The sequence below is a fragment of the Helicobacter pylori genome (assembly GCF_017594925.1).
Classification (GTDB): domain Bacteria; phylum Campylobacterota; class Campylobacteria; order Campylobacterales; family Helicobacteraceae; genus Helicobacter; species Helicobacter pylori_DP.
Genome location: NZ_JAALNT010000026.1, coordinates 1 through 13975, shown reverse-complemented (window position 1 = coordinate 13975; position 13975 = coordinate 1). Strand labels below are relative to the sequence as shown.

General features: G+C 38.0%; 11 protein-coding genes and 4 pseudogenes. 8 read left to right on the top strand and 7 right to left on the bottom strand.

The window, feature by feature from the left end; translation table 11 throughout:
- From G6069_RS07525 to hemH, 4 genes and pseudogenes are all read right to left on the bottom strand, one after another.
- Positions 1-213, bottom strand: a pseudogene (locus tag G6069_RS07525) (glycosyltransferase family 10 domain-containing protein); the annotation flags it as partial.
- A 9-nt stretch (positions 214-222) separates the two neighbouring features.
- Positions 223-3033, bottom strand: a complete 2811-nt coding sequence (locus G6069_RS07520; protein ID WP_197293882.1) for a cytochrome c biogenesis protein — start codon at positions 3031-3033, stop codon at positions 223-225.
- Between the two features lie 9 nt (positions 3034-3042).
- Positions 3043-3714, bottom strand: coding sequence for a SoxW family protein (locus G6069_RS07515; RefSeq protein ID WP_197293881.1), 672 nt, complete (start codon positions 3712-3714; stop codon positions 3043-3045).
- A gap of 72 nt (positions 3715-3786) precedes the next feature.
- On the bottom strand, positions 3787-4794 hold the full coding sequence (gene hemH / locus G6069_RS07510; RefSeq protein WP_197293880.1) for a ferrochelatase: 1008 nt from the start codon (positions 4792-4794) through the stop codon (positions 3787-3789).
- A 55-nt stretch (positions 4795-4849) separates the two neighbouring features.
- Between hemH and G6069_RS07505 the strand changes: the two genes are divergently transcribed.
- Together G6069_RS07505 and G6069_RS07500 are read left to right on the top strand one after the other, a co-directional pair.
- Positions 4850-5281 (top strand): hypothetical protein, encoded by a 432-nt coding sequence (locus tag G6069_RS07505; RefSeq protein ID WP_197293879.1) that lies wholly within the window; start codon positions 4850-4852, stop codon positions 5279-5281.
- Positions 5282-5962, top strand: coding sequence for a 16S rRNA (uracil(1498)-N(3))-methyltransferase (locus tag G6069_RS07500; RefSeq protein WP_197293878.1), 681 nt, complete (start codon positions 5282-5284; stop codon positions 5960-5962).
- 92 nt (positions 5963-6054) lie between these two features.
- On the opposite strand, the gene G6069_RS07495 is transcribed toward G6069_RS07500, so the two are convergent.
- On the bottom strand, positions 6055-8145 hold the full coding sequence (locus G6069_RS07495) for a porin family protein (RefSeq protein WP_197293877.1): 2091 nt from the start codon (positions 8143-8145) through the stop codon (positions 6055-6057).
- A gap of 158 nt (positions 8146-8303) precedes the next feature.
- Positions 8304-8870, bottom strand: a complete 567-nt coding sequence (gene dcd / locus G6069_RS07490; RefSeq protein WP_000523105.1) for a dCTP deaminase — start codon at positions 8868-8870, stop codon at positions 8304-8306.
- Positions 8871-8999: 129 nt separating this feature from the next.
- On the opposite strand from dcd, the gene accB reads away from it, so the two are divergent.
- The 6 genes and pseudogenes from accB to G6069_RS07460 all read left to right on the top strand — a co-directional run bounded on the left by accB (position 9000) and on the right by G6069_RS07460 (position 13218).
- On the top strand, positions 9000-9470 hold the full coding sequence (accB, locus tag G6069_RS07485) for an acetyl-CoA carboxylase biotin carboxyl carrier protein (RefSeq protein ID WP_079362591.1): 471 nt from the start codon (positions 9000-9002) through the stop codon (positions 9468-9470).
- A gap of 14 nt (positions 9471-9484) precedes the next feature.
- Positions 9485-10852 (top strand): acetyl-CoA carboxylase biotin carboxylase subunit, encoded by a 1368-nt coding sequence (locus G6069_RS07480; RefSeq protein WP_197293884.1) that lies wholly within the window; start codon positions 9485-9487, stop codon positions 10850-10852.
- Positions 10853-10944: 92 nt separating this feature from the next.
- A pseudogene (locus G6069_RS07475) lies at positions 10945-11460 on the top strand (type II restriction endonuclease); the annotation flags it as partial.
- Between the two features lie 38 nt (positions 11461-11498).
- Positions 11499-11645, top strand: a pseudogene (locus G6069_RS07470) (ParA family protein); the annotation flags it as partial.
- Between the two features lie 84 nt (positions 11646-11729).
- Complete coding sequence (locus G6069_RS07465; protein WP_000394639.1) at positions 11730-12014, top strand: hypothetical protein; 285 nt, start codon at positions 11730-11732, stop codon at positions 12012-12014.
- Between the two features lie 31 nt (positions 12015-12045).
- Positions 12046-13218 (top strand): hypothetical protein, encoded by a 1173-nt coding sequence (locus tag G6069_RS07460; protein ID WP_197293876.1) that lies wholly within the window; start codon positions 12046-12048, stop codon positions 13216-13218.
- Between the two features lie 23 nt (positions 13219-13241).
- On the opposite strand, the pseudogene G6069_RS07455 reads toward G6069_RS07460, so the two are convergent.
- Positions 13242-13904, bottom strand: a pseudogene (locus G6069_RS07455) (hypothetical protein); the annotation flags it as partial.
- Positions 13905-13975: the final 71 nt, after the last annotated feature.

Below are 13975 nucleotides of genomic sequence, written 5' to 3'. Positions count from 1 at the left end.
GCCAAAGACGAGATCGGAGGGTTTGTTAGGGTTTTGGTGGAGAGTGATTTTGTAGCGTTGGCTTAAGATGAAATACAGAGCGCTCTTTTTAAATTCTTCAGCGCCTCCCCACCAATTCGCCACAGCGATTTTTAGGGGGGGGGGGAGATTTAGAGGTAATTTTTTTTTAATTGGAGCGCTTTCTATAAAGGCGTCTAGTAAGGGTTGGAACATTTTTACCCTTTAAACCAATTTAGGCAAACTCAAATGGCGTTTGAAATACGCCAAGATCACAAGGATAAAAGGTATCGCTACCAAAAAGTATAAAAAAGTAGGGATCGGCAAAGGATCGCCTGCGGCATAGCTGTGCAAGCCAGAAAGGTAGTAATTCACGCCAAAATAAGTCATCAAAACCGAATAAAACCCTAACACGCTGCTGCTCGCTAAAATAAAGGGCCAATTTTGAGAGCCTAAAAAACGCAAATGCAAGATCAGGGCATAGACGCAAATAGAAATCAACGCCCAAGTTTCTTTAGGGTCCCACCCCCAATAGCGCCCCCAAGATTCGTTCGCCCACACCCCGCCTAAAAAATTCCCGGCTGTGAGCATGAACAGGCCTAAAATCATGCTCATTTCATTGATAGCGCTAATGGAAAGGATGGTTTTGTCTAAATTGAAGCGCCCTTGTTTGCGCAAGATAAACAAAACCAAACTTAAAATCCCTAGCACAAAACACAAGCCCAAAAAGCCATAACTAGCGGTGATGACAGAGACATGGATATTGAGCCAATAGGATTTTAACACCGGCACTAAAGGGCCGATTTGAGGGTCCATAAAGCCTAAATGAGCCACAAAGAGCGCGATACCGGCCAAAAAGCTAGAAGCCGATAGCGCGAGTTTGGAGCGTAAAACAAACCCTGCGATAACAGAAGCCCATGCGATATAGAGCATGGACTCATAAGCGTTGCTCCAAGGCGAATGCCCGCTCACGTACCAGCGCAAGATTAGCCCCATAGAATGAGCGATCGCGCAAAGCAAGATAGCCATATAAAGGATTTTAGTGAGCCAAATATTAGGGGGGGTGTTTTTAACCAGAGAGCTGATCACAACGATAAAAAGCAATAACCCTAGAAGGATATAAGGCAAGGTCAGGCTGTTAAAAAAATTGGTGTGGTTTAAAAAAATTTCAGAATCCACTTTAGAAGAAGATAAATAGAGGTTTTTGGCATGCTCTTGCTGATAGACGCTTAAATCTTTTAGGGTTTTTTCTACTTTATCCCATTGGTTGGTTTTCAAAGCGTCATCAAACCCGCTAAAAATATTTTTTAAAAATTCCGTTGCCACGCTTGAAATTTCTTTATTGGGGCTGTTGATCGCTTCAATGGGCGAGAGCCAAGCGGTGGTTTTATCGCTAGGGAAAATGCGTAAAAATTGAGCGCTAAAAAGCGTATAGACTAAGTTAATTCGTTCATCCACTTTTAAGACATCTTTATCCAACTCGTTGCGTGCATTGGGGGATTTTTGATTGACTTCTTCAACCAGATTTTTTAATTTATACCCACGGCTATCAAACACATCTCTAAAAGCGATACGGCTCTCGTCTAAAGGCGTGCCGATAAGCTTTCTTAAGGCTTTATTAGAAGTGTGAATCATCTTAATACTGCGCCAATCATTGGGGAAAAACATGATCCCTAAAAGCACCTGCATGGCGTTTAGCCCTTGAAAATCATCTTTTTTTAAAATCTTATGGATATATTCAATGCTAATGGTGTCAAGGGGTTTGATACGCCCGTCAAAATCCTGGACTTGAAGCCTTTGAAAGGCTTTTAAGTGGTCTTTAGAATATTCTCTTAAATGCTTCAAACGCTCTAAAATCGCGCTTTTAGAATCCTCTTTATTAGCGGGATTTTCTACATTTTGTCGTTCTATTTGAGCGCTTTTGCCCCCATGCATGTCAATTTGGCCTTCATTGGCGAACGAAGAAGCAAAAGGGCTGACTAGAATTAAAGCGAGCAAGAAACTAGCAACTTGTTGGGATTTTAAAAAGCGTGAAAGCTTCAAAAAACGCCCGTTTTTATCCAAAAGCAACCACAAAGCCCCCAAAATAAGCATCGCATACCCTAAATAAGTGGGGATTTTACCCGGATCTTTATTGACAGAAAGGATCGTGCCTTTTTCATCCGTATCATAGGAAGATTGGAAAAAGCGATAGCCTTCATAATCTAAAACATGGTTCATAAAAATCCTATAAGGTTTGATTAAAGTGTTATCCAATCTCAAAACTTCCACTTCTGAAGCGTAAGATGAAGGGCTCATAGAGCCGGCGTAGCGTTCTAATTCAAAACGCTTCAGTTTGATTTGAAAGGGCAATTTAATGTAAGCGGATCCAAAACTTAAAGAGAGCTTGTCGTCTTTAAACACCTCGCTTTCTTCTATGCCTTCATTCCTGTTGTTTTTAATGAGATTGAATTTGTGGCTCACGCCGTTATAGGTCGCTTTTAACACTAAAATGGTAGCGTCATCTTTTTTAATGGCGTTTTGCTTGTAAATCTCTAAGGGTTCTAAAATCAAAGGCTTGTGATCTAAAGTGGCATGAATAGGTCTTAATCGTTTGGAATAATAAAAGGTTAAAGGCGTTTTTAAAGAAAGTTTGGTGGTGTCATTAAGAGTGATATTAAGGTAAGTGTCCGCGCTTTCAAAAGAGCTTTGCGCACTATTTTCTCGCACATGCATAAGCCCTTCTACGCCAAAAAAGCGCGTGATGGCTGCCCCCAAAATGATTAAAATCAAGGAGCTGTGGAAAAAAAGGCTCGCATATCTTTTGCGCTTCAAAGCTTTAGAGCTAATGAATGTGCCTATTAAAACCACCAACAAATACGCATGCAAGAAATTAAACCAAGGGGTGTTATACACAATAGCCTTACTCGCGCTCGTGCCGTAATCGTTTTCTATAAAAGTGGCTATCGCGCACGCGCAAGCGTAGAGTGCGATTAAAGGGATAGCGACCCAAAAAGAAGCCAGCAAAAAAGAAAGCAGGCTTTTGAGATTCTTCATTAGACTTTCCTAGCTGGATTTGCTTTTAGAAAGGTTGGTTTTATACTTGATGTAAGCCTTTAATTTTTTAGTGAGATCCTCATCGTTTTTTGTGTCTTGATACTTCCCATCGCCGATAAATTCTAACACGGCTAAAAATTGCGTAGAGGGCATATAGCCGGGCAATTCATAGATGGTTTTACCGGTTTTATCGGATAAAACAATCGTAGGGGTGGATTGGACGGCATAAATTTGCGCTAATTCTTCTGTGGACATTTTGATTTCTTTTTCATCATTTTTATCCTTATCGCCGACTTTAAAATTATGCTCTTTAGAATAGCTGATATTGACATAGTAAGCACTAAAATGCTCTTTAATATAGTCGTGCAATTCTTTGACATTTTTGAGATCTTTTTTAAGCCTTTCGCAATAGAAACAACCATTACGGCCAAAAACTAAAAGCATGTATTTATCATTAGGGCTAATGGACTTATTGTCTGAAAAAACATCTTCTAAACCGGCATAGCTCTTTTTGTCTATGTTGTCTCGCTCATCATTTAATTCTTTGGAGCTTTGAGAGCCAGAGCTTAAAAGATTTTCATCTAACTTTTCTTTATTGTTGGATTTGCAAGCGCTTAAAAACAGCGAAATCAATAATAAAACGCTTAAAAATTTCTTGGAAACATAAGAAAGTGAAAACATGTAATAACCTTTATTTTTTAATAGATTTGAAAACTCGGTATTTTACTATAATAATCGTTTTTTATGCAAATTTCACTCACTTTTAAGGTTTTTCACTAATTCAATGATAAATTTTGCAAATTCTATGGAATCGTTTAAACATGGGCAAACCAAATATTCCTTAATTGCCAAGCGCTCTGCCATCAAGCGGTATTGCATGTCTAATTCATAGAGCGTTTCAGAATTGTCAATCGTGAAAGCCAAAGGGTAGATGATAATGTTAGACTTGCGGTGCTTTTCTATCAACTCTTCAGTGCTTGGCTCTAGCCATTTCATAGGCCCTAGCTTGGATTGGTAAGAGAGTAAAACTTCTTTAAAAGGGATATTTTTTTGCTGCATCAACTCTTTTAACAAACTCACATGGTGTTCGCATTCTTGCTGGTAAGTATCGCCGGCATCAATAACGCTTTTAGGCAAGCCATGGACGGAAAAGATTAAGACAAAATCCTGGCTTTTGCGGTTGTTTAGGGTGCTTAAAATCGTGTTCAAAATGATTTCATTAAGCTTTTTGTCAGCATAAAAGCGTTCTATGACTCGCACTTTGGGGCGGAAAGTTTCTAAAGATTTGAGAGCGCTAAAAGCGTCATTGAAACTAGAAAGGGTGGTGGTGCTAGAATATTGAGGATACATGGAAAAAAACACCAAGCTTTCTACCTCTTTTAAGGCTAAATCTTGCAAGACCATAGACGCATAAGGGGGGGTATAACGCATCGCATAAGTGTAAAAGCGAGAAGGATCTAATTCGTTCAAACGCTCTGTAAGGGCGAATGTGATAGGCGTTAAAGGGGATTTGCCTCCTAATTTTTCATAGATTTTTTTGGATTTTTCTATGCGGCTATTGACGATCATTTTACCCACCATTTTACGCATGAAATTATTTTTAATGGTAAGGATAAAGGGGTCATCAAACATGTTTTTTAAAAACACCCCCACTTCATAAAGGCTGTTAGGCCCTCCCATATTCAAAAGAACAACCGCTTCTTTGGGGGATTTTGTGGCGTTATTTTCTAAATTATTAAGCTTTTCATTGATCAAATTCATTAGTGCATGCTAAAATAAAACGATTAATAAAAAATAAATCGTTAGAAAGAAGTTAATGTTAGAGATGAGTTTGCAAGTATTAAATACACAAGATTCTTCTGTGATGGCTCAATCCTTGCTGATCCATGCCTTTTTTGCCGCCTTGCTCGCTCTAGCCTTTATGATCAATCTTTACACCCTTTTTAAAGAAAAAAATTTCATCCAATTGAACAAAAAAATCTATCTTGTCATGCCAGCGATTTACATTCTTTTAAGCATCGCTCTTTTGAGTGGGGTTTTTATTTGGGCGATGCAACAATTTGAATTTTCTTTTAGCGCTGTTGTCATGCTTTTAGGGCTGTTGTTGATGCTTATTGCAGAAATCAAACGCCATAAAAGCGTGAAATTCGCTATCACTAAAAAAGAAAGGATGGAAGCGTATATTAAAAAAGCTAAAATCTTGTATTTTTTAGAAACGATTCTTATTGTTGTGTTAATGGGCCTTTGAATGCGTTTTGTCTATCACCCTTTAGCCAAAGAGCCTGTTTTAAAAATAGAGGGCGAGAGTTATACGCATTTATACCGCTCAAGGCGTATCAAAAGCGCGAGTCGTTTGGATTTAAGGAATTTAAAAGACAGCTTTTTATACACCTATGAGCATGCAGAAATCACTAAAAAACACGCCCTTTTAAAGCTAGTGGGCGCGCGATTATTAGAGGTTATGGCTAATAAAAAAACGCATTTGATTTTAAGCGTGATTGAAATCAAAAGCATTGAAAAAATCCTACCTTTTTTAAACCAGTTAGGCGTGAGCAAGTTGAGTTTATTCTATGCGGATTTTAGCCAGCGTAATGAAAAAATAGACAGCGCCAAATTAGAGCGCTTTCAAAAGATTTTGATTCATTCTTGCGAGCAATGCGGCCGCAGCGCTTTAATGGAACTGGAAGCGTTTTCAAACACCAAAGAAATGTTAAACGCCTACCCAAAAGCGAGCGTTTTGGATTTTAACGGCGAAACCTTGCCCGCAAGAGCGAATTTTGAAAAGGGCGTTATCATAGGGCCTGAAGGGGGGTTTAGCGAACCAGAAAGAGGGTATTTTAAAGAGCGTGAAATTTATCGCATCCCGTTAGATATGGTGCTAAAATCTGAGAGTGCGTGCGTGTTTGTAGCGAGTATCGCGCAAATTTAGGGGGTATTGCAAAAGTTTTAAAAATAAAATTTTAAAAACTTAAGATCTTAATTTTTTGCTAAAAAGCTTGAGCTAAAGCCAATTTTTAACCCCTAAAATACCCACCCATAATTAAAAAACACTTTAAAATGACTGCCCCCTTCATTCAAAATGACAGAATCCGCATAGATGCCATTATTAGAAGCGATTTGGATATTGCTTTGGATTAAAGGAACGCTAATGCCTACAGAATATTTAGAATGCTTGTAGCGGTAATTAAACCCAGTAACTATATCTAAATTACCGCTTCCTTTGACTTGGTTGAAAACATAGTAGCTATTGTATAAGCCCCTTAACCCCCCAAACACCCCAAAAGAGGAAGCAAAAACTTTTTTAGTTGGATTGTTTTGCCTTTTATTGGTATAAGTGGTGATGAAGTCAAACAACACATCCATTCCCCCACCATAGCTTAATTGCTGGATTTTTTCGTTATTGGTTTGAGCGTAGTTGTATTTGATGATGCCGTAATAGGCTAACCCGATGTAGTCATTGAAATAATGTTGGTAGCCTATTTTAACATTAACCCCTAAAATAGGGCTTCTAAAAGATTGTTGGGCGCTAGAAGTTAAAAAACTTTGATTGAATGCGTTAAACACAGAGCCAACAAAAGCTTTTGCGTTCAAACTGGCGTCTAAATAGTTGGCTTGGCTATTTAAATTAGCGAAACTAATAGGCAAGGCGTTTTGATTGATGAGCTGCTGCCAGACAGCGGTAGTAACCCCTATAAGCCCAGCGGGGACTTGAGCGCAATTGGTGTAGATGGAATTGGGGTAATTGCTGGGGAAAGCGGGCTGATTTTTGCCGCCAAAACGAGAGCAAACATCATAGATGTAACCATCCTGATCTTTCACTTCTTTCCCATTTGTAAATTTTAGTTCTTCTTTCCCATTGACTAATTCTTCTTTTCCACCCTCACATTCTTGTATGGCTCCGCCGTTTTCTTGACACAAACGCACCCTTTGATAAGTCATGTTCCCGTTATGCGTATAGCCTTTAGTGTGGCTAAATTCATGGATAATGTCTCTTAATTCTACAATATCAACTTTGTTCAAAGTTTTACCAAACAATTTTTCGGGATTTAATGCAGAAGCGGCTATCCCTAGATTACCATCATTATCATCAAGTTCATACCCTAGCCCTAAAAACCCTGATTTTAGGATATTCACTTCAAGATTGATCGTTCTTCTAAACGCATCTATAACGGATTGTGGGGTTAGCACGTATTTTTCATAGATGGGAGCGACACGCCCGTTATTGAAAGGATTCACGCACTTAGGAAAGTCAGAGCCGCACTCTGATGGGCTGTTAGAAAATTGGAAAGGAGCGTTTAAAACGGCTTCTTCCCACGATTTAGAGTCAAACACCGCAATCATATCCAACATTAAATTGGTCAATTCTTCTGCGGTTTGTGGGGTGAAATCTGACACACAATCATGGCAATTACCTTTAAAATTGTTAGTATCGGCGTTTTCATAACTCATCGTTACATTGGTCGTGATTTGGCTGAGCTTTTCAAACAAACTTTGCGTGTTAGCGTCAGAAAATTGTGTGGCAGTGGCTTGAAGTTGTTGGTAATTAAAGCTATCAGCTTGTTCAAATTCTGAATCATTAAACAAGCTTGCAGGCAGAATGATTTGAGAATCCTTAGGGATAGTCTCTATCACGCCTAAATTGACTACCTTGCCTTGAGCGTCTGTATAACTCAGCTCAACATTGTTTAAATTGTAAGGCAGAAAGTTTTGTATGGTTACGCTCCCATTAACCATATTCGCATACACAGGGCTTTGAGAATAAAAAGTTAAGCCATTTTCTATATTGTCCGTGGTGAATAGTTCGGTCGCTTTTTCTAAAATGGTGCTTTGGAGGATGTAGTATCTCCCATAGACGCTTTGTGGGGTGGCTGTATCGCTTTTGTTTTGTTCTTTAGGCTGTTCTTTAGTTTGGGGGTGGGTTAGGGGGTTTTCATAGATTTTTTGAGTGTTTTGAGCCGTTGCTTCTTCTTTAGTTTGCGTTCCTTCTAATAACCCAGTTTCAAACCCAGCTTCTACAAAAAAGCCGTCTTTTTGGTGTTTTTGAAAGGCTTCTAAAGGGTTGAATAAGCCGATTAAAGACAAACAAATCGTTCTGCTAACGAGTTTTAGCATGGTAATTTCCTAAATGGTTTAGCGTTTTGTTCTCAAAGAGTGTGTAACTCAATCAAACTGAAGTTTCTTATTATAATACATTTTTGAGAAATTGCGGTATTGTTTGTATTTAAAAATAAACAACGCCCAAAGGATAAGCACATTTATCTTTCTTCAAATCACTTTAAAATTTTAGGCAAAGTGATGCCCACTTGCCCTTGATACTTACCGCCTCTGTCTTTATAGCTTTGCTCGCACACTTCATCGCCTTGTAAAAACACCACTTGTGCGATCCCCTCATTGGCATAGACTTTAGCGGGTAAATTGGTGGTGTTAGAAATTTCAATCGTGATATAGCCTTCAAATTCCGGCTCAAAAGGCGTAACATTCACGATAATCCCGCACCTGGCGTAAGTGCTTTTGCCTAAACAAATCGCTAAAGTGTCTTTAGGCATTTTAAAATACTCTATCGTATGGGCTAGGGCGAACGCATTAGCCGGCAAGATAAAAAAACCCTCTTTACTCGCATCAATTTTAGTCGCGTTGTTAGGATCGAAGTTTTTAGGGTCAATTAAAGCGTTTTTGTTATCAAAGAGCATGAACTCACTCCCCACCCTAATATCATACCCATAACTGCTCAAACCATAGCTGATCACATTCTTACCGACTTGTTTTTCGCAAAAAGGGCTAATCATGCCATGCTCTAAACTCATTTTTTTAATCCAAGAATCCGCTTTTAATCCCATATACACAAAGCCTTTAAAGTTTGTTAATAATTATGTTATTATAACAATAATTTTTTGCTAAAAACGCTTATGGTTAGTAAGATGATGTGTTTGTGGCATATTTTAAAATAATATAAGGAATAGATCGTTATGAACCTTTCTGAAATTGAAGAGTTGATCAAAGAATTTAAAGCTTCTGATTTAGGGCATTTGAAATTAAAGCATGAGCATTTTGAGTTGGTTTTGGATAAAGAATCCGCTTATGCGAAAAAAAATGCGTTAAATCCCGCTCATTCTCCAGCCTCCATTATGGTAGAAGCGAGCATGCCAAGCACTCAAACCCCTGTGCCTATGGTATGCACCCCTATTGTGGATAAAAAAGAAGATTTCGTACTTTCGCCTATGGTAGGCACTTTTTATCATGCGCCCTCCCCTGGGGCTGAGCCTTATGTCAAAGCCGGCGATACGCTTAAAAAAGGGCAAATCGTGGGCATTGTAGAAGCGATGAAAATCATGAATGAAATTGAAGTGGAATACCCTTGCAAGGTGGTTTCTGTTGAAGTGGGAGACGCTCAACCGGTAGAATACGGCACGAAACTCATCAAAGTTGAAAAGCTTTAAAATCCATGAACAAAGTGAATAAAGAAAATAAAAAGGTAGAAAAAAAAGAGCTTTCACGCATTTTGATCGCTAATAGAGGCGAGATCGCTTTAAGAGCGATCCAAACCATTCAAGAAATGGGTAAAGAATCCATAGCCATTTATTCTATCGCTGACAAGGACGCCCACTACCTCAATACGGCTAACGCAAAAGTGTGTATAGGGGGGGCAAAATCCAGCGAGAGTTACTTGAATATCCCGGCCATTATTAGTGCGGCGGAATTGTTTGAAGCGGATGCAATTTTCCCCGGGTATGGGTTTTTGAGTGAAAACCAGAATTTTGTAGAGATTTGCTCGCACCATTCTTTGGAATTTATTGGTCCGAGCGCAAAAGTCATGGCTTTAATGAGCGACAAATCCAAAGCCAAAAGCGTGATGAAAGAAGCCGGCATGCCTGTGATTGAGGGCAGTGAAGGGTTGCTTAAAAGCTATCAAGAAGCTGAAGAAATCGCTGATAAGATCGGCTACCCTGTTATCATTAAAGCGGCCGCTGGCGGGGGCGGGAGAGGCATGCGTGTCGTAGAAGATAAATCCAAGCTTAAAAACCTTTATTTAGCCGCAGAAACGGAAGCTTTGAGCGCGTTTGGCGATGGGAGCGTGTATTTAGAAAAATTCATCAACAAACCCAAGCACATTGAAGTCCAAATTTTAGCCGATAAGCACAGCAATGTCATTCATGTGGGCGAAAGGGATTGCTCGGTGCAAAGACGCCAGCAAAAGCTCATTGAAGAAACCCCGGCAGTGGTTTTAGAAGAGGGCATTCGTAAGCGTTTGCTAGAAACAGCGATCAAGGCCGCTAAATACATCGGCTATGTGGGGGCTGGGACTTTTGAATTTTTGTTAGATTCCAACATGAAAGATTTTTATTTCATGGAGATGAACACTCGTTTGCAAGTGGAACACACCATTAGCGAAATGGTGAGCGGGTTAAACCTCATTGAATGGATGATTAAAATCGCTCAAGGCGAAGAATTGCCCAAGCAAGAAAGCTTCTCTCTCAAAGGGCATGCGATAGAATGCAGGATCACTGCAGAAGATCCTAAAAAATTCTACCCAAGCCCGGGTAAAATCACCGAATGGATCGCCCCTGGTGGGGTGAATGTGCGCCTTGATTCGCATGCACATGCTCATTATGTCGTGCCCACGCACTATGATTCTATGATTGGCAAGCTCATTGTGTGGGGGGAAAACAGAGAAAGAGCGATCGCTAAGATGAAAAGGGCTTTAAAGGAATTTAAAGTAGAAGGCATTAAAACGACCATTCCTTTCCACCTTGAAATGCTTGAAAATGCGGATTTCAGGCAAGCAAAAATCCACACGAAGTATTTAGAAGAAAATTTTTAAGTTTTAAGGATTTTCTTAAGCATGATTTAAGGATTTTAAACGATCGGAAAGAATCAGCGTTAAATTTTGTGATTTTATAGTAAAGTTTTTTCATGCAAACCCTGTTTAAAGAAGTTACCCCTAAACGCTATGCCAATGGCAATGAGATGAAAGAAAATTCTAGCAATGTTTTAGATCAGTATTTCACTAAGCCTAGTGTGGCTTTAAAATGCTTTCAAAAAGCTTGTGAGGTTATTAAAAAATACGAAAATCTAGATGACTTTATTTTTTTAGAGCCAAGTGCAGGCGATGGGGTGTTTTATGACTTGTTTCCTAAAAATAGACGCATTGGTATAGACATTGAACCCAAAAGAGATGGATTTATTCAATGCGATTTTTTAAATTATAAATTGCCTACGCATCAAAAAGTGATTTGCTTGGGCAACCCTCCTTTTGGGCATCGTGGGGTTATGGCGTTAGAATTTATCAACCATGCTAGAAGTTGTGATTTTGTGTGTTTTATCTTGCCCATGTTTTTTGAAAGTCAAGGAAAAGGCTCTATTAAATATCGTGTGAAAGGTTTGAATCTGCTTTATAGCGAACGCTTAGAAAAAAATGCGTTTATAGATTGTGAATTACCCAACCGCTAAAGCGATTGGGTAATTCACTGGATAATCTATTAAGCGAAAGGATAGCTTATAAGCGTTCAGTGAGTGAAGGTATGGGCGTGATGGAATACAATGATAATAAAGCTAAAAACGAATGGTCTCAATTCTATGATGAATTGAGCGGGTATTTAAGGATCAAAAAATGATGAAATGGTAGAATTTATAGTTTAATTCTAAATAACGCTTAATTGTGTTATGATGTTAAAAACAATCTACTTTAAAGGATAAATATGGAATTTAAAAACACTAAAAAAGACAGGTTGAGCGATTTAGAAAATCGCTTTGAGAATGCCAACAAGCATGAAACAAACAAACATGAAAAAGAAGACAGGAAAAAAGCCCACACGCTCTATATTTCAGAGAAAGTGATGAATAGCGTAGAAGAGTATTTGAATGAATTTGGAGCGTTCAGAGAAAATAAAAGCGTGTTTGTTCAAGACGCTATTGTTTTTTATTTAGAACACAAGAAAAAAGAAATGAAGCAAATGCTTTTAGATAAGGCGAGCAAGTTGTGATTTTATGGTGTTTTTATATCAAGGAGCTTAAATGAAAAAAACAAGACTTTTAAAGTTGAGAGCTTTAGCATGTTTAATGGGATTAGGCGTGAGTGGGTGCGCGTTTTTAGACAAGCAAATTTTAAACGACCACTTGACTAAGGCTAAAAACAACCCAAAATACGATTGCCAAAAAGAAATGTGGTCTTTCCCTGAGAAATACGATGGGATAAATCAGTGCTTAAAGGTTCAAGAAGAGCTTATTGAACCGATTATCACTAAAAAGACTAATCAGTATCAATGCGATGATTTCACTAATGAAGGCTTAAAAGATAAGTGTTTCAAAAGAAACGATGCCTACTTAAACACTCTTTTAACGCCCATCATTCAAAAACAAGAGCATCGTTTTAGCTGCTATGACTTCCATAACCCAGAACTAAAAGAACAATGCATGGATAAAACTAACGCTTATGAAAAGCAAAAAGACCGACAAAAAAGACTAATTAATCTCGCTCAATTAGAAGCGTTTGAAAAAGAATACGCACAATATAAACCATACATTATCCCTTACTTCACCAAAGAATGCGTTAAAAATGCACCCAATTTAGCTAACAAGGAAAGACTATGCCAAAAAGAAGTGCATGAAAAATTTAGCGACCCTTATTCTAGTTCTAAAGAATTGAGCGTTAAATCAGCTATTTCTTTTTGCATTAAAAAAATTGATCCCAAATTAGAAAAAGCCACTCTGATGAATGGCGTTTTTATAAGCCCTTATAAAAAATCCACCCATTGCCAAAGAACGCATTTAGACAATAAAAGCTTGAAAGAAATCGCTTTGGATATGAACCCTAAATTAGAAAAACAAAGCCCTTTTATTGATGCGAACAAGTTGGCTATGCAATCTGCGGGGTTATTGAGGAAGAATAAAGATGTCTTGATCGCTTTTGCTACAGATATTTGCATGGAGCGTAACGAACACAAAAAAGAAGAGTTTATCAGCCTTAAAGATAGCTGTGCCCAATCGCAAGCCAAAATTTATAACAACAAGGAGCGCTTTGACAAATTCATACAAGATCACCAAAAAGACTTAAAAACTTGTCTTTTAGACACTTCTAACACTAAAGAAGAAGTGGAGCAAAATTTTTCACAATGCCAAAAAGAGCAATTGAGAGACGATAACAAAGGCTTCACTTTAGAAGAATTGGTTCAAAAATACGCTAAATAAAGTTACTTAATTTATGAATGGTTTTAAAAGTCCATTTCATAGTTATTGTTAGGGTTTGTGGGTTCATTAGTGGTTTTGTTAAAATCTTTGAGTGGTATTTTTTTGAGTGCGTTTGTGCTTTCTTGTGTGGTTTGTGCAATGGCTGTGATTTGATGGTTATTTTGCAAGCTTTCTAAAGTTATGCTTGCACTTTTTGATAAAGTTTTAAAACATTGCAACTCTTTCTGTAAAAAGTTAAGCGATTTCTCACAGCGTTTAATGATTTTATCCCTTTGCCCTCTTTCATAAATGGGCAAATCATTTTCATTAGCTTGCGTTAAAAATTTCAAATCTTTTGATAGCTCCATCGCTCTAGTCTCTAAGAATTCTTTTCGCTTCTTAGCAAAACAATAATTTTCCTCTTCAAGTCTTTTTAAATGTTCTAAAAGATTGAGCCAATTCTGTTTATTTAACAAATTGTCTTGTGGGTTAGAATTTTTAACACTATCATCTATCTTTTTCATTTCAAACCTAGCAATATTAACAAGTAAAGCGCTATCTTTAAAAAACTTAGCCACTAAAAACATATTGCCTTTATCAGTCAAGCTTAAATTTTGATAATTCATATACCTAAAAAATTCAAAAGCTCTTTGCGAAACACTATGTCTATCGCTTTTAAAATCTAAAGCAATTTTTTCTAAATTTCTAAACCACCCAAGCAGAAATCCCAAATATCTTTAGTGTTTGGGATGAATGCTTTAGTTCCGCTAGGAACTAT

Bases quoted from the DNA above. Each gene is read 5' to 3' on its own strand.
- G6069_RS07520 (WP_197293882.1), bottom strand. From the start codon at position 3,033: ATGAAGAATCTCAAAAGCCTGCTTTCTTTTTTGCTGGCTTCTTTTTGG.
- G6069_RS07515 (WP_197293881.1), bottom strand. From the start codon at position 3,714: ATGTTTTCACTTTCTTATGTTTCCAAGAAATTTTTAAGCGTTTTATTA.
- hemH (WP_197293880.1), bottom strand. From the start codon at position 4,794: ATGAATTTGATCAATGAAAAGCTTAATAATTTAGAAAATAACGCCACA.
- G6069_RS07505 (WP_197293879.1), top strand. From the start codon at position 4,850: ATGTTAGAGATGAGTTTGCAAGTATTAAATACACAAGATTCTTCTGTG.
- G6069_RS07500 (WP_197293878.1), top strand. From the start codon at position 5,282: ATGCGTTTTGTCTATCACCCTTTAGCCAAAGAGCCTGTTTTAAAAATA.
- G6069_RS07495 (WP_197293877.1), bottom strand. From the start codon at position 8,145: ATGCTAAAACTCGTTAGCAGAACGATTTGTTTGTCTTTAATCGGCTTA.
- dcd (WP_000523105.1), bottom strand. From the start codon at position 8,870: ATGGGATTAAAAGCGGATTCTTGGATTAAAAAAATGAGTTTAGAGCAT.
- accB (WP_079362591.1), top strand. From the start codon at position 9,000: ATGAACCTTTCTGAAATTGAAGAGTTGATCAAAGAATTTAAAGCTTCT.
- G6069_RS07465 (WP_000394639.1), top strand. From the start codon at position 11,730: ATGGAATTTAAAAACACTAAAAAAGACAGGTTGAGCGATTTAGAAAAT.
- G6069_RS07460 (WP_197293876.1), top strand. From the start codon at position 12,046: ATGAAAAAAACAAGACTTTTAAAGTTGAGAGCTTTAGCATGTTTAATG.